This window comes from Polyangium sp. y55x31 (assembly GCF_029946505.1).
Lineage (GTDB): Bacteria > Myxococcota_A > Polyangia > Polyangiales > Polyangiaceae > Polyangium.
The window spans coordinates 18,135-39,041 of record NZ_JARZHG010000050.1 but is presented as its reverse complement, the minus strand read 5'-3'; the positions used below and the strand labels follow the sequence as shown (position 1 = coordinate 39,041).

General features: G+C 70.7%; 8 protein-coding genes. 4 read left to right on the top strand and 4 right to left on the bottom strand.

Annotated features, from left to right (window positions below; genetic code table 11):
* Window position 1 precedes the first annotated feature (1 nt).
* Complete coding sequence (locus QHF84_RS45105; RefSeq protein ID WP_281319811.1) at window positions 2-985, bottom strand: NAD-dependent epimerase/dehydratase family protein; 984 nt, start codon at window positions 983-985, stop codon at window positions 2-4.
* Window positions 986-1,057: 72 nt separating this feature from the next.
* The gene (locus QHF84_RS45100) at window positions 1,058-3,535 is read right to left on the bottom strand and encodes a tetratricopeptide repeat protein (RefSeq protein WP_281319810.1); all 2,478 of its coding nucleotides are present in this window, start codon (window positions 3,533-3,535) and stop codon (window positions 1,058-1,060) included.
* A 444-nt stretch (window positions 3,536-3,979) separates the two neighbouring features.
* Here QHF84_RS45100 and QHF84_RS45095 point away from each other — a divergent pair, with 444 nt between their 5' ends.
* Window positions 3,980-4,777 (top strand): enoyl-CoA hydratase-related protein, encoded by a 798-nt coding sequence (locus QHF84_RS45095; RefSeq protein WP_281319809.1) that lies wholly within the window; start codon window positions 3,980-3,982, stop codon window positions 4,775-4,777.
* On the opposite strand, the gene QHF84_RS45090 is transcribed toward QHF84_RS45095, so the two are convergent.
* Window positions 4,774-5,670, bottom strand: coding sequence for a 3-hydroxyacyl-CoA dehydrogenase NAD-binding domain-containing protein (locus QHF84_RS45090; protein WP_348652937.1), 897 nt, complete (start codon window positions 5,668-5,670; stop codon window positions 4,774-4,776). The two genes, QHF84_RS45095 and QHF84_RS45090, sit on opposite strands and share 4 nt — an antisense overlap.
* Before the next feature lie 331 nt (window positions 5,671-6,001).
* Here QHF84_RS45090 and QHF84_RS45085 point away from each other — a divergent pair, with 331 nt between their 5' ends.
* Genes QHF84_RS45085 through QHF84_RS45075 form a run of 3 tightly spaced genes read left to right on the top strand, consistent with a single transcriptional unit; the run spans window position 6,002 to window position 18,790 of the window.
* The gene (locus tag QHF84_RS45085) at window positions 6,002-17,221 is read left to right on the top strand and encodes a tetratricopeptide repeat protein (RefSeq protein WP_281319807.1); all 11,220 of its coding nucleotides are present in this window, start codon (window positions 6,002-6,004) and stop codon (window positions 17,219-17,221) included.
* A gap of 4 nt (window positions 17,222-17,225) precedes the next feature.
* Window positions 17,226-17,861 (top strand): DUF374 domain-containing protein, encoded by a 636-nt coding sequence (locus QHF84_RS45080; protein WP_281319806.1) that lies wholly within the window; start codon window positions 17,226-17,228, stop codon window positions 17,859-17,861.
* A 20-nt stretch (window positions 17,862-17,881) separates the two neighbouring features.
* Window positions 17,882-18,790 carry an aminotransferase class IV gene (locus tag QHF84_RS45075; RefSeq protein WP_281319805.1) on the top strand — a complete coding sequence of 303 codons (909 nt, stop codon included), beginning with the start codon at window positions 17,882-17,884 and terminating at the stop codon, window positions 18,788-18,790.
* An 18-nt stretch (window positions 18,791-18,808) separates the two neighbouring features.
* On the opposite strand, the gene QHF84_RS45070 is transcribed toward QHF84_RS45075, so the two are convergent.
* Complete coding sequence (locus QHF84_RS45070) at window positions 18,809-20,902, bottom strand: hypothetical protein (protein WP_281319804.1); 2,094 nt, start codon at window positions 20,900-20,902, stop codon at window positions 18,809-18,811.
* Window positions 20,903-20,907: the final 5 nt, after the last annotated feature.

Here is a 20,907-nt window from a genome sequence, read left to right as displayed (position 1 = left end):
ATCAGCGGGGCAGCATGCCGACCTCGCGGAACCACGCATAGGTGGCCTCCAAGGTCTCTTTCGTGGAACGCGGCGTGAATCCGAGCTCGGTCTCGGCCTTTTTGTGGCTCGTGTAGCGATGAATGCGGAGCGCGTGCAAGGAGACGCTGTTGAAGAGCGGATCGACGCGGAGGAGCTTCGCAATGCCCCCCGCAGCCGGCGCGACGGCGCGCGCGAGCCACATGGGCGTGGTGAGGCGCGGCGGGCGGCGGCCCGTGACCTCGCCCGCGACGGCCGCGAGTTCGGCAAAGCTGAGCCAATGGCCCGAGAGGAGGTAGTTTTCCCCACGGCGACCGCGGGTGTCGGCCGCAAGGGCCGCTGCCACGATGTCACGAACGTCGACCCAGGAGAACCCGCCCTCGACGAGCCCAGGCATGCGGCCGCGGGCAAGCGAAAGGAGGACGCGGCCCATACGCGAGGGCATGTAATCGTGCGGGCCGAGGACGGCCGCAGGATGCAAGACGACAGCGTCGAGGCCCTTTTCGACGGCCGAGAGGACGACGCGATGTCCCGCGGCCTTGGAGCGGTCGTACGGAGGCTGGCGTTGGTCCGTGATGAGCGGGCGCTTCTCGTCGAGGACTTCGGACGCAGGTTCGGTGGCGAACGCGTGAATCGAGCTGAAATGCACGAGCCTGCGGACGCCGTGGCGCAGGCAGGCGTTCGTGATGTTGCGGACGCCGTCGACGTTGATGGTCTCGACCTCGGGGTCGACCGATTCGAGCGATATCTTGGCGGCGCAGTGATAGACGAGCTCGGCGCCCTGGACGGCGCGGTCGACGGTGTCGGAGTCGCGGACGTCGCCGGTGATTCGCTCGCAATCGATGCCGTCGAGCGAGCGCGGCGGCGCATGTCGATAAAGTACACGCACGCGATCGCCGCGCTCGACGAGCGCGCGCGTGAGGTTCGCGCCCACGTGCCCCGTGGCCCCGGTAACGACGACGTTCATGGATGATCGGTCCTCCGTGCGCCCGGCACTATACCGGGCGCGGAGGACACGACATCCGTTTTTTGGAGAATCCTAGAGAATCCCAGGGAACTCGGTGTTGACGTCGTCGATGAGGTCCTGGCGGCTGATGCGCAGCCAGGCGTCGCGCGCGGCGTAGAGGTGGTTCTTGAAGATGTCCGGATCCGCGGCGACCTGGGCCAGGCGGTAATGCGTCCAGCCGATCGAGTAATCGTCCTTCAGCGCCGTGAAGAGGCCGAGGGCGTTCTCGTAATGCGACCGGGCCGCGTCGTGCTCGAACTGCGTGAGCGCGATGTCGCCGAGGCTCTGGATGCAGTTCGCCTCGCCCATCCTCTCGCCGACGTCACGGAGAAGCGGGAGCGCCGCGAGGTAGTAGGCCTGCGCGTCCTCGATCTCGGTGCACGCGAGCGCGACGTCGCCGAGCGTCGAGAGGCACGTGCCCTCGCCCAGTTTGTCGCCGAGCTCCTTCAGGATGGGCAGCGCCTTCTGGTAATGCCCCTCGGCGACGGAGTGCTCGCCGAGCGCGAACGCGATGTCGCCGAGGTTCTGCAGGCACTGCGCCATCGAGAGGCGATCGCCGAGCTCCTCGAGGAGCGGGCCGACCTCCTGGTAGAGCGCGCGCGCCTCGTCGTACTGCGTGCCCTGGAAGGCGATGTCGGCGATGCCCTTCATGCAGTGGGCGCTCGCCTCCTTGTCGCCGAGCTCGGTGTAGATCGGCAGCGCCTCCTTGAAGCGAGTGCGCGCCTCCTCGTAGTCGTCGCGCAAAGCCGCGATCTCGGCGAGGTTGCGCAGGCAGTTGGCCTCGCCGAGTTTGTCGCCGATGTGCCGGTAGTACGGCGCCGCGTCGGTGTAACGGAGCTTGGCCTCGTCGTACTCGTGGCGCTCGCTCGCGATGTCGCCGAGGCGCATGAGGCAAGCCGCGATGCTGAGGCCCGCGCGCGCCTGGTGGAAGAGCGGGAGCGCGTCGAGGTAACGCGCGCGCGCCTCGTCGACGTCGCCACGCGCGAGCGCGATGTCGCCGAGCGCCTGCGTGCAGTCGGCCTCGCCGAGCTTGTCGCCGCCCTCGCGCGCCGCGTCGCGCGCGCGCTCGACGACGCGCGGCGTTCCATGACCCGAGGAGCCGATGAAGGTCGCGAGCGCGACGGAGGCGTCGATGCACGCGATGCGATGCGGGCCGTCGAAGCCACGCAGGATCATCGTCTCGATGTTGTCGCTGTCCGCCGCGAGGCGCACCGCGCTCTCGTCGCCGGCAGGCCATCCGACGTTCGGGCCGTTCGAGAGCGCGAGGCCGGTGTAGCGCTGCGTCGCCTTCGCAGACTCCTCGAAGCCAGGGCGCTGCGAGGCGATGGCCTCACGCACGGCGCGACGCACCCGGTAACGCCCCGATGCATCCTGCGCGAGGCCGAGGGCCGCGAGCGCGACACCCGCGTCGGCCGTGCCCGAGGAGGCGAAGGCCGCGAGGTCGTCGGAGCGGACGCCGTTCGGCAGAGCCGCGAGGAGCGGGACGAGGCGGCGCGCTTCGTCCGAGAGGCGGCCGCTCGCAAGCGCGAGCGCGACGGCGATCTCGATGGCGCTCGCCGACTCGGGGCCGTCCTCGCGCATGAGGAGCTCGTTCTGCTTCTGGTGCCAGGCGCGGACCGCGAGGTCGAGCGGACCGTCGCCCGCCGCGCGCGCGAGCAAGGCGAGCGCGAGGGGATTGCCGCTCGCCAAGGGGAGCGCGAAGGAGAGGCCCGGGTCGGAGCGGCGCGCGTCGCCGGCGATCGCGAGGAACGCTTCCCGCGCAGACGCCTCGTCGAGGGGTTTGACGGCGGCGACGTGGAAGCCCTCGGGCCGCGCAGACGAACTCCGCGCCGTGGCGATGACCGCGACGCCGGGGATGGCCGTGAGCCTCTGGAGGAGGTCGCGCACGTTGGCGGGATCCTTCGCGAGGGGCACGTCGAGATCGTCGAGGACGATCAGGGCCGGCGCGCGGCGGAGCGTGTCCGCGATACGGTTGAGGAGCGGCGCCTCGGGCGTGGCGCCGAGCGCGCGGCTGACCTCGACGACGGCCGCTTCGGTGTCGGCCGTCGTGTCGAGGTGCGCGACGTACCTGCGGCCGCCGAAGCGCGCGGCGGAGGCAGGCGCGTGGAGGAGCGCGAGCGCGAGCGTCGTCTTGCCGAGGCCTGCGTCGCCGACGAGGAGCACGGGCCCGGGCGCGTCACGATGGATGTGCGCTGCGAGCTCGGCGAGGAGCGCGTCCCGACCCACGCAGGGTCCTGCGTCGGGCACCGGCGCTCCCGCGACCCGTTTGTCCTCGGCGAGCAGGTGCTCGTTCCGAGCGACGGCGACCGGGCGCGCGCCGGAGATCTTGTCGAACAGAACCTTGAGATCGGCGTTGTCCACGAGGAGCGCGATCTTGGCGGCCCGATCGGCGCCGCGCGCGATGCGCCGGGCGATGGTGCCGAAGTTCTGTGCGACGAACGCTTCGACGTCTGCGTCTTGAGGCAGGACTTCCGCGAGCAGCCGGTTCAGACCGGCCTTGGTAAGGACCATACCCGGCAGTTTCACCCCGACTCGCACGCGGGGACAAGATCGGTTGCGTTCCGGTCGAGCCCCAAAGCACGTTTGGAGGCCGGCGCGCCGAGGGACCACGCATCACGTCCCGATCGGTTTGCTCCTCGCGGTTCCGCCCGTTCGACCCCCTCTCTGCGTCAAGTAGTCCCGGGCACAACGAACTGCGCATGGCGGGGACACCGCCTCGATGACGTGGCCATGCGAACGTGTCCGACCGGCCCGGTCGATCGTCGTTTCCGTGCACGAGTCGCGCACTTGCGCTCGACAAGGAGCGCGCGGGTGTCACACTCCCCCTCGTCGCGCGCGTGCCGGTCCGCCCCCCCCAACCGGTGCGCTGCGCGACTTTTTTTTGCCCTCACGGCACACCGCGTCGACGCCTCGTCCCGGCTTCCCATCGGGGCCGCGCCCTGGTAACGCGGCGCCATGACGGATACCGACCTCGTCCTCGTGGAGCGTACCGGCCCGATCGCGACGCTCACGATCAACCGGCCCAGCAAGCTGAACGCGCTGAACGCGCACCTCGTGGCGGAGCTCGCGCGCGCGTTCGAGGCGCTCGCGACCGCAGGCGAAGGGGAAGACGCGGTGCGCGCGGCGATCCTGACGGGCGCGGGCAACAAGGCGTTCGTGGCAGGCGCGGACATCGGGGAGATGGCGGAGATGACGCCGGTCGGCGCAAAGCGGTTCGCCGACGCGGGGCAGCGGCTGTGTCATCGGATCGAGTCGCTGCCGTTCCCGGTGATCGCCGCGGTGAACGGATTCGCGCTCGGCGGGGGCTGCGAGCTCGCGCTGGCCTGCGACTTCATCTACGCGTCCGACAACGCGAAGCTCGGGCTGCCGGAGGTGACGCTCGGCGTGATGCCGGGGTTCGGCGGGACGCAGCGGCTGCTTCGGCGGGTGGGCGCGGCGCGTGCGCGTGAGCTCGTGTTCACGGGCGACATGGTGAGCGCGGAGCAGGCGCTCGTGATGGGGCTCGTGAACGCGGTGCATCCGGCGGCGGAGCTCTTGCCGAAGGCGCGGGAAACGGCGCAGAAGATCGCGTCGCGCGGGCCGCTCGCGGTCGCGGCGGCCAAGCGCGTGATGCTGCACGGTGAGGGGATCGACCTCGCGTCGGCGTGCGAGCACGAGGCGCAGGCGTTCGCGGGGCTCTTCGGGTCGGAGGATCTGCGCGAGGGGATGAAGGCGTTCCTCGCGAAGACGAAGCCGACGTTCCTCGGGCGTTAGCGGCCCAGGCTGTTCTTCGTCTTCTGGCCCTTCTCGTCGTACACGTAGAAACCGCGGCCGCTCTTCTTGCCGAGCCAGCCGGCCGCGACGAGGTTCCGCAGGAGCGCGGCGGGGCGGTACTTGTCCTCGCCGAGGTCCTTGTGGAGCACCTCCGCGATCGCGAGGACCGTGTCGAGGCCGATGAGGTCCGCAAGCTCGAGCGGGCCCATCGGGTGGTTCAAGCCGAGCTTCGCGCCCGTGTCGATGTCCTCGGGGCTGCCCACGCCTTCCTGCAAGGTGAAGCAAGCCTCGTTGAGGAAGGGGATCAACATGCGGTTGACCAGAAAGCCCGGTCGATCCTCGGAGGTGATCACGGTCTTGCCGAGACGAACCGAGAGCTCGTGGACGAGCGCGTAGGTCTCGGGCGAGGTCTGCACGCCACGCACGATCTCCACGAGCTTCATGAGCGGAACGGGGTTCATGAAGTGCATGCCGATGACACGCTCGGGCCGCGAGGTCGCGGCGGCGAGGCGCGTGATCGAGATCGACGAGGTGTTCGAGGCGAGGATCGCGCCCGGCGCGAGCGCCGCGTCGGCCTTGCGGAAGAGGCCGATCTTGAGGTCGACGTTCTCCGTCGCGGCCTCGACGGCAAGCTCGACGGAAGAGAAGGCGTCCATGCTGCCGGCGGGGACGATGCGATCGAGCAATGCGCGATGATCGTCCGCCGACATCTTCCCTTTTTCTACGAGCTTTCCGAGGATACTGCCGATCAGCGACTTGCCCTTGTCCGCGATCTCCAGGGACGCGTCGCAGAGGACGACCTCGATCCCGGCCGCGGCGGCGACCTGCGCGATGCCGCGGCCCATCTGGCCAGCGCCGATGACACCAATCCGTTTCACGGAGGAAGCGTTCATGGGCCCGCTTGATAGCCCAAGGTGCGGCCGCGTGGAACGGCCGAGGGCACGCGGGGGCAGGACGGGGGCTTTCCCGCGGGTTTGCCGCATCGCGAGCGGACGGCCGGGCCGGGATGGAAACGGCGCCTTGAAACGCCGGTCGAATGCAGCGTAGAGTCGGCTCGCGTCAAATAAATCCGAGGATCCTTCTCTCGACGACGCATGGCGGGAGAAGGACGAGCTGTCTGGTCCAAGGAGCCCAGCGCTGCACGAATGCAGCGTATGGGTGACCGGATGATCGTGTCGTTGAGCTTCGCCGACCGGGGTAACGATGAGCGTTGAGAAAATTCGCGTGGCCCTTGGGGTCCTGCAGTCCGATCCCGAGAACGAGGCGGCCTGGAACGATCTCGCGGAGGCAGTGACGGCCCCCGACACGTCGACGAACGACGTGGAGCGTCTCCTGGGGCTCGCGCGGGCCAAGCAAGAGGAGCGAAAAGAATGGGGCGCGGTCGCCAAGCTCCTCGAGCTGGAGATCTCGTTTGCCTCGGGGACGCCCGTCGAGCCGCCGATGCAGGCGGAGCTCGCGCGCATCTACAACGAGGAGCTCGTCGACGCCGACAAGGCGCGAGCCGCCTACCAGCGCCTGCTCGAACTCAGGCCGGAGGACGAGGCCGCCGCCGAGGCGCTCGAGAGCGACGCGACGAAGCGCGAGCGGTGGAGCGAGATCGTCGACCGCTACGTGGCCGAGTCCGAGAACGCCGACGGCCCCGCGTTCAAGAGTTCGCTGCTCGCGAGCGCGGCGGACATGGCGCTCCGGTACGGGCACGGCGAGGCGCGTGATCGGATCGACGAGCTCATCGGTCTCGCACTCGCGCTCGACCCGAAGAACAGCCGCGCGACGCGGCTGCTCGAGCGCGCGAGCGCAAAGGTCTCCGACTGGGACGGCGTGACGCGGGCGCTCTCGTTCACGCTGCGCGAGGGCGCGACGAAGGAGGACCGCATCGCGGCGGGGCTCCGGCTCGGACGCGTCGCGGCAGAGAAGCTCGGCGACAAGACCCGCGCCCGCGATGCCTACGCGCAGGTGCTCGACATGCAGCCCGGTCAGCCCGACGCGCTCGCGTTCCTCGCCGACCATTTCACCTCGAACGAGCAATGGGACGAGCTCGTCGCGCTCTACGAGGATCAGCTCAAGGGCGGCGGCGTGAAGCCGGGCGAGGAGCTCGGCGTGCTCGTCCAGATCGGCATGGTGCACTGGCGGATGCGCGGGCAGCCGCAGGCGGCGGAGGCGTACTTCGACCGCGTGCGTCGCGCCGATCCGACGCACGCCGGCATGCTCGCGTTTTTCCGGGAACACCTGCTCGCCAAGGGCGACAAGGCGCGGCTCTACGCGATCCTCACCGACGCCCAGCGCGCGCTGCCCGACGGGGCCGACAAACGCGCGATCGCCTCGGAGCTCGCCAAGCTCGCCGAGTCGACCGAGAACGCGCACAAGGCGATCGATCAGTACAAGAACATCCTGCGCACCGACCCGGACAACCGCGACGCGCGCGACGCCCTGAAGCGTCTCTACATGCAGACGGAGGGCTACAACGCCCTCGTCGAGCTCTACCGGCAGGAGCTCGAGCGCACGCCGCAAACGGACGTGCAGGGTCGCATCCAGGTGCTGCGCGACATCGCCTCGGTGTACCGCGACCGCGCGAAGAACGACGCGGCGCTCGTCACGGCGCTCACGCAGATCGTGCAGCTCGACGAACGGGATATCGACGCAGTGCGCGAGCTGACGCGCGTCTACGAGACGCTGGGTCGCTGGCGTGACCTGCTCGCTTACCAGCAGAAGCTCGCCGAGCTCACGACGAGCGACGCGGAGAAGGCAAACCTCTACCGCGCGGTGGCGCGTCGCTGGGTCGATCAATTCTCGAACGTCCAGAACGCGGTGGCGGCCTACGAGTCGCTGCTCGCGGTGGCGCCGGGCGATGAAGAGGCCGAGTCGCGGCTGAAGGAGCTCTACCTGAAGCGGCGCTCGTGGGCGCAGCTCTACGCGCTCTACGAGGCGCAGCTCCCGAGGACGGAGGACGCGGCGCGCATCGAGCTGCTCGGCGAGATGGCGAAGCTCGCGGCCGAGCGCCTCGATCGCGGCGCGGACGCGATCGCGCACTACAAGCAGATCCTGGAGCTCGACGCGTCGGCCCCGGGCGTGCTCGACGCGCTGGAGAAGCAAGCCGAGCGCGACAAGGATTTCGCGACGGTGGCCGAGGTGCTCGAGCGTCGCGTGGACGCGGCGACGGACGACGCCGGAAGGCTCAACGCGCTGCAGAAGCTCGGCGCGGTGTACGCGGAGCGACTCAAGGATCCGGTGGCGGCGGCGCGTACGTGGCGTCGCGTGCTCGTGCTCTCGCCGGGGCACGCGCGCGCGCTCCGCGTGCTGCGCGAGTCGTACGTGGCGTCGGGCGACTGGGACGGGCTCGAAGAGCTCTACGCGTCGCAGAACGACTGGGAGGGTCTCGTCGAGTTCCTCTCGGGCGCGGCGGACAAGGCGACGGAGCCGAACGTCAAGCTCGACATCTCGTTCCGCGCGGCGCGGATCTACGAGGAGCAGCTCGGCGCGCCGGAGCGGGCCGTGCGTTCGTACGAGCGCGTCCTCAGCGTGTCGCCCTCCGACGCGCGCGCGGCGGCCGCGCTCGTGCCGATCTACGAGAAGGAAGAGAAGTGGGCGCGTCTGCCCGCGCTCTACGAGATCCTGCTCGGCGCCACGCAAGACGTGGAGGAGCAGGTCTCGATGCTGCGCAAGCTCGCCGCGGTGACGGGCGGGCCGCTCGCGGACAAGCAGAAGGCGCTCGGCTACGCGCGGCGCGCCTACGAGCTCGACGCGAGCGAGGACGGGCTCTCGCTGCTCGAAGCGTGGTCGCGCGCGGCGAGCTCGTGGGGTCCGTTCGTCGAGGCCGTCGAGGCGCGGCTCAAGCGCGACGCGGATCTCGACGGCGCGACGCGGCGCGCGCTGAAGCTCAGGCTCGCGGAGGTGTACGCGCGCGAGCTCGGCAAGGTGGACGAGGCCGCGGCGACGTACCGCGAGCTCGTCGAGGCGGATCCGACCGACGAGGAGACGATCCGCGAGCTCGACGCGCTCCTCCGCGCGAACGAGAAGAAGGACGACCTGCGCTGGCTCTTCCAGCTCCGCGCCGATCAGGTCGAGGGCGAGGCCCGCGCCGAGATCCTCGAAGAGTGGGCGACGCTCGAAGAGGAGGTCTTCGGCGACAACGCGCAGGCGATCCAGCTCCTGCACAAGGTCGTCGAGGTGACGCCGGCGCGTGGGGAAGCGCTCCGTGCTCTCTCGCGCCTGCTCATCGCGGCAGGCGAGGCAGCCGCGGGCGCCGAGGTCGTGGCGCGTCACCGCGACGTGTCCGAGGGCGATCAGCGCGGTCGGTGCGAGGTCGAGCTCGCGACGCTCTACCTCGAGAAACTCGAGCGGCCCGTGGACGCGTTCGACGCGGCGGTGCGCGCGCTGGAGATCCTCCCGCACGATACGGATGCGGTGGGGATCCTCGCGCGCCTGCTCGACAAACCCGAGACGCGCGCGCAGGCGGCGCAGGTGCTGTCGATCGAGTACGCCGAGACGGGCGACGCGCGCCGCGAGGCGCACGCGATCAAGGTGCTGCTCGAGTCGGAGACCGACACGGCCACGCGGCTCGCGCTCTTCCTCCGGCTCGCGGACGTCAACGAGCAGAAGCTCCGCGCGGTGGGCACGGCGCTCGACGTGGTGCTCGGCGCGCTGAACGAGTTCTCGAGCGAGCTCACGGTCTGGGACCGCGCCTCCGAGCTTGCTGCGCGCGCCGGTCGCCCGACGGACCTCGCGGAAGCGTACCGGACGCACCTCGTCGCGGCGCGCAACGTCGAGGGCGGGAAGAAGCTGCCCGACGACGTGGAGATCGAGCTCTGCGAGCGCGCGGCGATGTTGCACGACGAGCAGCTCGGCGATCCGGAGGGCGCGATGCCCTACCTCGATCGCGTGCTCGCGGTGGACCCGACGAACGAGCGCGCGTTCTCGCGCCTGAAGCAGATCCTGACCAACGCGGAGCGGTGGGGCGAGCTCGAAGCGCTCTACGACAAGGCCGCGCAGGGCACGCCGGATCAATCGACGCGGATCTCGCTGCTCAACGACGTCGCCGTGATCGCCGAGGAGATCATGGGCGATGCGGCGAAGGCGATCCGCTACTACGAGCGCATCCTCACGCTCGACGCGTTCTACGAGCCGGCGCTCGACGCGCTGCAGCGGCTCTACGAGCGCGAGGGTCGGTGGAAGGACCTCGCGGCGTTGCTCGAGCGTCGGCTAGAGACCGCGACCGACGAGGAGTCGGCCGACATCAAGCTGAGCCTCGGGCGGATCTACCTCGACCGTCTGCACGAGCCGGCGCTGTCGCTCGAACACCTCGAGCGCGTGCTGGAGCACCGGCAGGGTGATTCGGAGGCGCGTCAGCTCGTCGAGCGCTTGCTCGAAGTGGGCAGCCTGCGTCTGCGCGCCGCGCGCGTGCTGGAGGTCGTGTACGAGGCGCGCGACGAGGTGCGTCAGCTCGTGCGGGTGCTCGAAATCCGGCGCGAAGGCGCGCAGGAGGAGCACGAGCGTCGCGAGCTTCTGCGCCGCGTGAGCACGCTGCGCGACGAGCGTCTGCGCGACGACGCGGGCGCGTTCGCCACGTTGAGCGAGCTCGTGCCGCTCGAGCCCGACGACGCGATCGTGCGCGAGCGCTTCGTCGACATCGGTCGCAGGCTCGCCGAGCACGAGAAGATGGCGACCGTCCTCACGGCGGCCGCCGACGCGTGCAGCACGCCGCCGACGCAAGGCGAGATCCTCATGGTCGTCGCCGAGATCTACTCGGACATGCTGGGCGACCAGGATCGAGCCGAGAAGGTCTACCAGCGCGTGCTCTCGATCGACGAGACCGATCCGAACCTCGTGATCCCGGCGGCGCAGGCGCTCGCCGGCATCTACACGAGCAAGGGCAAGCACGAGGCGCTCGCCGAGGTGCTCGGCATCGAGGTGCGCCTCGAAGAGGATCTCGAGAAGCGTCGCACCCTCTACCGCCGCATCGGCGAGGTGTACGAGTCGGTCCTCGAAGCGCCCGACAAGGCGATCGGGGCCTGGCGCGCGCGTCTGTCCGACGATCCGGAGGACCTCGAAGCGCTCTCCGCGCTCGAGCGCCTCTACGAACGCACGGGCGAGTGGCGCGAGCTCGTCTCCATCCTGGAGGCGCGGCAGACGCTCTCGAACGACGCGACCGAGCGCAAGCGGACGATGGTGCGCGCGGCCGAGACGCTCGCGAGCAAGCTCGGCGACGTGGCCGGCGCGATCAGCGGCTGGCGCAACGTCTCCGACGAGTTCGGCCCCGAGCCGGCCACGCTCTCGGCGCTCGAAGCGCTCTACGAGAAGGCCGAGCGGTGGTCGGATCTCGCCGACACGCTCGACGTGCACCTGTCGCTCGCGACGGAGCTCGAAGAGCGGCTCGATCTGTTCGCGCGGCTCGGCGACGTGCGGCGCCTGCACCAGAGTGATCTGCCAGGCGCGCTCGACGCGTACCGCCAGGCGCTCGTCCTCGATCCGGCGAACGCGCGCTGCAGGAGCGCGCTCGAAGCCCTGCTCGAGGATCCCGAGGCGCGGCGCGACGCGGCCGAGACGCTGCATCCGCTCTACGAGGCCGACGGCGACAGCGAGAAGCTGCTCCGCGTCCTCGAGATCGAGGTGGAGACGGCGGACAACACGGGCGAGCGTCTCTCGAACCTGCAGAGCGCGCTGCGCACGGCGGAGGGTCCGCTCGGCGACACGGGCCGGGCCTTCGGCTATGCGGTGCGCGGCGTGCGCGAGGCCGCGGGTGAGCCCGAGGTCGCGCAGTGGATCGAGACCGTCGAGCGCCTCGCGAAGGCGACGGGCCGGTGGGCGGAGCTGTCGGAGCTCTACCGCTCGGTCGTGGACTCGATCCTCGACGGCGACGTGCAGCAGGACGTGCGGCTGCGCGTCGGCGAGCTCGCCCGGACGAAGCTCGACGACAAGGCGCTCGCGGTCGAGTGGTACAAGAACGCGCTCGAAGCGCGCAGCGACGATCGCCGCGCGATGATCGCTCTCGAAGAGCTCTACGGCGAGGCGAACGACGCGCCGAACCTCCTCGAAATCCTCCGCCAGCGCGTGGAGAACGCCGAGGACGACGTCGAGAAGAAGCGCCTCCTCTTCCGCCAGGCGGAGCTGCAGCGCGACGCGCTGAAGGATCCGACGGGCGCGATCGAGACGTACGAAGCGCTGCTCGACGTCGAGCTCAACCCGAAGGCGATCGACGCGCTCGAGACGCTCTACAAGGAGTCGAAGCGCTGGGAGGACCTCATCAAGCTCTACGAGCGTCAGCTCGACGGAGGGGTGGGGGCGCCGGCGGAGCTCCGCGTGAAGATCGCGAAGGTCGCGCACGAGCGGCTCGAGGACGTGTCCCGCGCGTTCGACGAGCTCGCCGAGGCGCTCGTGATCGACGCGGCGCACGTGGGCGCGGTGGGCGAGCTCGAAGCGCTGCTCGAAGCGTCGGAGACCCCGGCGCACCGGGCACGCGCGGGCGAGATGCTGGAGCCGGTCTACCTCCGCCGCGCCGACTGGGCGCGCGTGAAGATGGCCCTCGACGCGCGGCTCGCCGCGAGCGAGGACCCGTCGGAGCGGCGCGAGCTGCTCACGCGCCTGGCGACGCTGCACGAGGAGCAGCTCGAGGACTACAAGGCCGCCCTCGAGACGGTGGCGAAGCTCCTGCACGAGGACCTCGGCGACGAGGGCGTGTGGCACGAGCTCGAGCGCCTCGCGAAGGTGGCGAGCGCGGAGCGGAGGCTCGCCGAGATCTACTCGGCCGAGCTCACCGAGATCACGGTCGACGACGCGCAGAGCGCCAAGCTCTGCCGCCGGACGGGCGAGATCTACGCGGACCTGAACGACGTCGCGAGCGCGCTCAAGTGGTACCGGCGCGCGCACGAGTTCGAGCCGGAGTCGCGCGAGCTGTTCTCGGCGATCGACGGCCTGCTCGTGAAGGAGCGCCGCCACGAGGAGCGCGTCGAGCTCTACCGCTCGTCGCTCGACTACCGCTACGACAAGGATCGGCTCGACGCGCTGCACACGATCGCGCGCCTCGAACGGATCGAGCTCAAGCAGCCCGAGAAGTCGATCGAGACGTACCGTGCGGCCCTCGACGTCGACGACGCCGACGCGCGCGCGCTCGACGCGCTGACCGAGCTCTACGCGGAGCTCGGGCGTGATCAGGACCTCGCCGATCTCTACCTGCGGCGCGCCGAGGCCGCGGCGAACGGCGAGGCCGGCGCTCCGTACCGCCTCGCGCTCGCGCGATTGCTCCGCGACAAGATCAAGGACACGTCGGCCGCGATCGATCAGCTCGAAGCGATCGTCTCCGACGTGCCTTGGCACCAGGAGGCGATCAAGGAGCTCGAAGCCCTCACGCGCGACGACGAGCACAAGGCGCGCGTGGTGGAGATCCTCCGCCCGCTTTACGAGCGCAGCGACGACTGGCGCTTGCTCGTGAAGCTGAACGAGGAGCGCTACCACCTGGCGGGCGAGGTGCACGAGAAGGTCGCCGTGCTGCGCGAGACCGCGCAGCTCTGGGAGACGCGCGGCAACGACAAGAGCCTCGCCTTCCGCTCGATGCGCGCGGCCTTCGCCCTCGACCCCGAGGACGGAGAGACGCGGGCAGAGCTCGAGCGCCTCGCGACCATGCTCGGCGCCTGGGAGCGGCTCTGCGAGAGCTACGAGCAGGGCATCGAGAAGACGAGCGACGACGTGGTGAAGCGCGAGCTCCTGCTCGCGGTGGCCAAGGTCTACGACGAGAAGGTCGACGATCCGCGGCGCGCCCTCGGCGCCTACCGGAGGCTCAGCGAGCTCGATCCGAGCGAGCGTGATCCGCTCGAGGCGATCGACATGCTGTCGATGCTGCTCTCCGACTGGCAGACCTTGATCGCAGTCCTCGAAAAGAAGAGCGAGCTCGCTTCCGACGACGAGAACGCCGCCATCTGGCGCCGCATCGCCGAGACGAAGTTGCAGATGCTCGACGACGAGGAGGGCGCCATCAAGGCGTACGAGCGCGCCCTCGAGCTCGATCCGGAGAGCACGGTCACGGTCGACGCGCTCATCCCGCTGTACGAGCCGCGTGATGCGGCCCAGCGCCTCGTCGAGCTCTACGCGCGCCGCGTGGAGCTCGCGGGCTCGGGCGAGGCCGACCTCCGGTACGACCTCAACGTGCGCGCGGCCGAGCGTTACGAGAAGTCGCTCGACAACCGCCGGGAGGCGATCAACTCGCTCAACTCGGCGCTCGACGCGCGGCCCTCGGACGCGGCGGTCCTCGCCTCGCTCGAACGGCTCTACCGCGCCGAGAAGATGTGGGACGAGCTGCTCGACAACCTGAAGCTCCAGGCGAGCACGGCGGACACGCGTGAAGCGCGCGTCAAGCTGCGGACCGCGATCGGCGACCTCTACGCCGCCGAGCTCGCGAGCCCGCAGGACGCGCTCGAACACTACCGCCTGGTGCTCAACGACGACGCCACGAACGATCACGCGATCAAGGCGATCCGCGCGATCGGCGAGGGTCGCGAGGAGCTTCGCCTCGACGCGGCCGACGCCCTCGAGCCCGTCCTCCGCGCGGCCTCGCGCTGGGAGGAGCTCGTCGGCGTCCTCGAGATGCGCCTCAAGGCGCAGACCGAGGGCAGCGACCGCGCCCGCACGCTCCGCGCGATCGCGATCGTCGAGGACGAGAAGCTCGGCAAGCCCCTGGCCGCCGAGAGCGCGCTGCTCCGCGCGCTCGAAGACACGCCGGACGATCCCGAGCTCCACGCCGAGATCGAGCGGCTCGCCGAGCGCTCCGAGGGCTTCGGCCGGTACTGCGACGCCCTCTCGCAGCGCGCGGCGGCGACGTTCGACGCCGTCATCGCGAAGGACCTGTGGCTGCGCGTCGGTCGTATCGCCGAGGAGAAGCTCAAGGACGATCGGCGCAGCGTCGAGGCGTACGCGAAGGCGGTCGAGCAAGCCGGCGACGAGCCCGCGCTGCTCGAAGCCCTCGATCGTCTCTACTCGCGCCTCGGGGACAACAAGGCGCTCGCCGACGTCCTCGAACGCCGCGTCGCCGCGATCTCCGACGAGCGCGAGCAGGCGAACTTCCACCACCGGCTCGCCACGATCCAGATCGAGGCGTTCGGCGAGAAGTCGCAGGGCCTCGCGACGCTCAAGCAAGCCCTCGAGCGCGCGCCCGATCACAAGCCTTCGCGCGAGGCGCTGGAGAAGCTCACCGACGAGCGGTCGCTCTTCGAGGAAGCCGCCGAGGCCCTCGAGAACGTCTACAAGTCGCAGGGCGATCACGCGGCGCTCGCGAAGCTCTACGAGAAGCGCATCGGGTTCGTCGCGACGCCCACCGAGCGCGTGCGGCTCCGTCTCGATCTCGCCAAGGTCCTCGAAGATCGCTCCGGCGATGCGAAGGCGGCCCAGGGCGCGCTCGAGGCCGCGCTCAAGGACGACCCGGCCGACGTCGACGTGCTCGCCGAGCTCGAACGCCTCGCCCCGATCACGGGCGGGTGGGCGAGCGCCGCGGACGCGCTGGAGAAGGCCGTGTCCGAGAAGAGCGACCTCTCGACGGACGCGGCGCGCGACCTGTGGATGCGCATCGCCGAGTGGCGCAAGGACAAGCTCGCCGATAGCGCCGCTGCCGAACGCGCGCTCGAACAGGCGCTCAAGCACGACCCGACGAGCGAGACGATCCTGCGCAACATCGAGGGCCTGCAGCGCGCGGCGGGTCGCGAGCGTGACCTCGTGGGCACGTTGCGCCGCCTCGCCGGGCTCGACGGCCTCGGCCACCTCGCCTCCGACCTGCGCCGCGAGGCGAAGGGCCTGGCCGAGGGCGTGCTCGCGGACGACGCGCTCACCGAGGCGATCCTCCGCGACATGATCAAGGCCGACGACAGCGACGCGTGGGCGCTCGCGGAGCTCACGAAGGTGCGCGACAAGGCCGGCGACTCGAAGGAGGTCTTCGATCTCCTCGTGCGTCAGGCCGAGCTCGCGGCCGAGGGCGACAAGATCCGGGATCTCAAGCACCGCGCGGCCTCGGTCGCTCGGGAGAAACTCTCGGACGACAAGAAGGCCCTCGACCTCTACAGCCAGATCTTCGAGGACGAGCCGAACGACGCGAAGGCCTCCGACGCGCTGCGCGAGCTCTATGCGAAGGCGGGCAAGAACAAGGAGCTCCTGAACGTCCTCTCGCGCCTCGTGGACCTCGCGGAGACGCCTTCCGCGCGCGCCACGTTGCGCCTCGAGAGCGCGCGGATCTGCATCGAGAAGCTCGACGCGACGAGCGAGGCGATGGAGCACCTGCGCGCGATCCTCGACGAGGAGCGCACGCACGAGCAGGCCACGCTCCTCCTCTCGCAGCTCCTCGAAAAGACGGGCCGCGACGACGAGCTGGCCGAGCTGCTCAACACGCAGATCGACCTCGCGAAGGAGCGTGGCGATCTCTCCGCGGAGCTCGTCTACAGCGTGCGCCTCGGTGAGGTCTTCGAGAACCGCCTGAACAACGTCCCGAAGGCGATCGATACGTACAAGGCGGTGCTCGAGCGCGACGGCAGCCACAAGGGCGCGTTGCTCTCGCTCGCGCGGCTCTACGAGAAGAAGGGCGACAAGGCCGAGGCGGCCAAGGCGCTCGAGACGGTGCTCTCTTCCGCCAGCGGCGAAGAGGCCGTCAAGACGTCGCTCCGCCTCGCGGATCTGTACACGGCGCTCAAGGACGAGGCGGCGGTCCGTCGTGTCCTCGAAGCCGGCCTCAAGGCCGACGAGCGCGCCGCGGACATCCGCAAGAAGCTGCACGCGCTCTACGAGAAGCAGCAGGCGTGGGCCGAGCTCGCCGATCTCGTGAAGGGCGACGCCGAGGCCGCGACCGAGTCGGGCCAGAAGGTGCAGCTCTTCCGGAAGGCCGCGGACATCCACCTCGGCAAGCGCAACGATCCGGGCGCCGCGGCGGACCTGCTCGTGAAGGCCTCGGAGCTCGCGCCCGGCGATCGGGAGCTGCTCCTCGCGCTCTGCGACGCCTACAGCGCCTCGGGCCGCGGCAAGCAGGCCGCGGAGGTGCTGCAGAAGATCGTGGAGTCGTACGGCGGCCGTCGCTCGAAGGAGCTCGCGACGATCCACCACCGGCTCGCCAAGGCGTACCTCGCCGAAGGCGACAAGGACAAGGCGCTCGCGGACCTCGACATCGCGTTCAAGATCGATCCGGGTTCGATCGCGATCCTGCGCGACCTCGGCGTGCTCTCGATGGAGCTCGGCGAGGCCACGGAGGAGAAGGCTGCACGCGACGCGCACTTCGAGCGCGCGCAGAAGACCTTCCGCGCGTTGCTCCTGCAGAAGCTCGACGAGAATTCGCCGATCTCGAAGGCCGCGGCCTTCTACTACATCGGCCGGATCCTCCACGCGCAGGGCGACGACAAGAAGGCGATCCAGCAGCTCGATCGCGCGATCGACGCCGACAAGAACTTCGCGCCCGCGAAGGAGCTGCTCGCCAAGCTGAAGAAGTAACGCCGTGAAACGGCGACGAGCCCTCGGCAAAGCTCTGGGGCTCGTCGCCCGCGTCCTCCTCCGCTCTGTCCGCTTCTCCCTCGTCACCCACCCCGATCTCGACGGAACCGACGGCACCCCCTGGGTGCTCGCCTTCTGGCACGGTCAGCAATTCGCGCTGCACCGCTGGCCCAAGCGTCGCCGCACGGCCGTGCTCGTCAGCCTCTCCGACGACGGCGAGATCCAGACCGGCGCGCTCGGATCGCTCGGACTCGTCATCGAGCGTGGTTCGTCCTCGCGCGGCGGCGCCATGGGCCTCAAAGGCATCGTTCGTCGCATGCGCCAGGGCCATGACGCGGCCTTCGCCGTGGACGGCCCGCGTGGACCACGCGGCGTCGTGCGTGGTGACGGAGAGCGCGTCGGCGCGATCCTCGCGGCGCAGCTCGGCGGCGGCCTCGTCGTGCCTCTCGCGTCGGCTTGCTCCTCTGCGTGGGTCCTCGCGCGGACGTGGGACAAGTTCGAGATCCCCCGCCCCTTCTCGCGTGTCGCCGTCGCGCTCGGCGCGCCGCTCGATCCACGCGGACTCGACGGCGCGACCCTCGCGCGCGCGATCGACGACGCTCGCGTGACGGCCCTGCGCGCGCTCGGCGACGATCCGTGACACGCTCTCGGTCGACGACCATGAGCCGCATCGCCTGCATCGACGGAAGGTTTTACGCGCCCGAGGACGCAAAGGTTTCGGTCTACGACCGCGGCTTCCTCTACGGCGACAGCGTCTTCGAGACCATCCGCACCTACGGCGGCCGCCCGTTCGCCCTCGACGAGCACGTCGAGCGCCTCGAACGATCGGCCGCGCAGGTCGCGATCCCCATGCCGATCGATCGCGCCGCGTTCGCCGCCGAGATCGAACGAGCCCTCGCGGAGGCGGCGAACCCCGAGAGTTACGTGCGCGCCACGCTCACGCGTGGCACCGGCCCGCTCGGCCTCGATCCGCGCCTCGCGACGCATCCGCTGCGCGTGATCCTCGTCGAGCCCCTCAAGCTCCTCCCGGCGGCGATGTACCGCGACGGCGTCGCCGTCATCACGCATCGCACCGAGCGTGCCTGCGATGCCGCGCATGGCGCCAAGGTCGGAAACTACCTCGCCAGCGTGCTCGCGATCCGCAAGGCGTGTGACGTCGGCGCGCACGAGGCGCTCATCATCAACACCGCGGGGCAGATCGTCGAAGGTACGACCTCAAACGTTTTCGTGGTGCGGGGACGAACGCTGATCACGCCGCCCGAGGAGGCGGGGATCCTCGCGGGCATCACGCGCGCGCACATCCTCGCGATCGCCGGTGAAGCGGGGCTCTCCGTCGAGCTACGCCCGCTCGTGCCCGACGACGTGCGCTCGGCGGACGAGGTGTTCCTCTCGTCGAGCTTGCGCGAGCTCCTGCCTGTCGTCGCGGTCGACGGCGCGCCGATCGGAAGCGGAACACCGGGCCCGAACACGCGGGCGCTGCACCTCGCGTTTCGACGACATGTGGGGATGGGCGACGCAAAAGCGCCGTGGTCTATTCCCCCCTCTCCACGGCGTGGAGAGGGGGGTTAGGGGGGTGAGGTCTGGCGATCAGGTCGAAGCTTCCGCCGACCCCTCCGCGGGAGCCTGCGGAGCAGCCTGCGGCACCTGCGGCCCGAGCGGCGCCACCGGAATGCGCAGCGACCCGCCACCCTGATGCGCGAGCACGCTGATCCCCTTCTGGAAGAAGCCCAGCAGGAAGGGAATCTCGTTCGGCGGCGACGTGATGAGCCCCGCCTCCTTCACCGCGCGCGCCACTGCGAGCACGTCCGCCGCGCGATCGCTGCCCTTCCGCGTGCGCACCGAGATCGCCGCGTCTCGCATCCGCGTCGCGATGATCGCGCGCGCCTCCGGCGAGAAGAAGCGATCCGTCGCGCTCGCGATCTCCTCGCGCAGCGCCTCGTTCACGGCCTGCGGATCGCGCACGCCCTCCGGCCCGAGCCGCTGACCGAGCCGCTGGAGCAGCTCCTCCAGGCTCCCGCGATCGGGGAGCCACGACCGGAACTCCGGCTCCTCGTGCAGCGTCGCCGACCCGGGCGCGCGCGCCCAGGCGATCTCGCTCGTGACCTCGGCTTCGAGATCGGCCACCGGATGCGGCGGCTCGGCCTCGGGGCACGGCTCGACGAGCTCGCGGCAGCCCTCGAACCCGAGCGGCACGATCTGCCCCGACGTGGCGTTTTGCTTCCGCGCCGCGGCGATCCGATGACGCGCCCACTCCACGGACACGGGCGCCGGCGACACGCCGAGCCCTTCGAGCGCGCGGTTCCGGCCTTCCTTGAGCTGCGAGCCGCTCATCCACGCGCTGCCCGCGTTCAGGATGCCGATCGGGTCCCGCACGATCACCTCGGCCAGGTGGTAGCGACCGCTCGCGTCACGGCTCGTGATCGAGATGGCCGACGTCCCGCTGCCGTCGGGCGGCAGGAACGTCGCTTCGAGCACCACCTCGGCCTTCGCGTCGACGCGCGCCACCCGCGGCCGCGTCGGGATCGCCGTCCCGCGCGACTTCAGGATGTTGATCGCGCGACGCGCGGCCTTGCGCGCGGCGCCCGGCGCGTCGTCCGCGTCGGCCACGGCCGCGATCGCCTCCACGTTCGAGCCGGCGAGCCACGCGTCCACGAGGGCCGCGCTGCGATCGCCTGCCTTGCGCGCGGCCTCCACGGCCGTGTCCCAGCCGGCCGACAGATCGGCCGCCTCGAACGCCGGGGCCGCTGCGGCCGCCGGGGCCTCTGCGGCGCCTTCTGCCTTCGCGGGTTGCGCCGGGGCCTTGCCCTTCGCCTGCGCGGCCTTCGCCTTCGCGGCGAGGGCTTCCTTCGCCGTCAGCGCCGGCTTCGGCGCGGAAACCTTCGGGCCGCCGCTCGCCTTCGGGGGCGGCGCGATGATCGTCACGATGTTCGGCTTCGGCGCGGCCGGCTTCGGGGCGGGCGCGGGCGCGGCCGGCTTCGCGGGCGGCGCGGCCGGCTTCACGGCGGCGGCCGGCTTCGCCTGGGCCTCACCCGCGGCGGCGGACGCGGCGGCGCTCGGCGCGGCGGCTTGCGGACGATCACGACGCGGGCCTGCGCCCTCGGGACGCGGACCACGCTCCGGCCTCGGACCACGCTCCGGCCGCGGACCCCGATCCGGACGCGGACCACGATCCGGCCTCGGACCCCGGTCCGGGCGCGGGCCTCGATCGAGACGCGGCGGCCTCTCGCCGCCTTCGGCGCGGGCTTCCCCGGGCGGGGCGCCGGGACGGGCGGGGCGGGCCGGGCCCATGGGCGAGCGTGCGGCGTTCGGGCCGGGCCGCGGGCGCATCCCTTCTTCCTGACGCGGAATGAAGTCGCCGCCGTTGTCCCTTCGGGGGCCGCGGGGCGGCGGCCTACCGCCGCTCGGCCTCGCGGAGCCGGCGGGCGGACGGGGCCCGCGCATGTCGATCCGGCGCACGCCTTCGGGCCTGCCGCCGGGGCCGCTCGCGGCGGGCTTCGGCGCGGGAGCGGCGGCGCCTTCGCCGGCGGCCGGCTCCTTCTTCGCCTCCCCGGCCTCTTGCGTGGGCTTTGCCTCCGCAGTCGGGCTGTCGGTGCCGGGCTCGCCCTCGCGCCGCGTGCTCGCCGAGCGGACGATCCTGCGCGTCTTCTTCTCGGGGTTGTCGCTATCGTCCTTGGTGGTCATTTCGA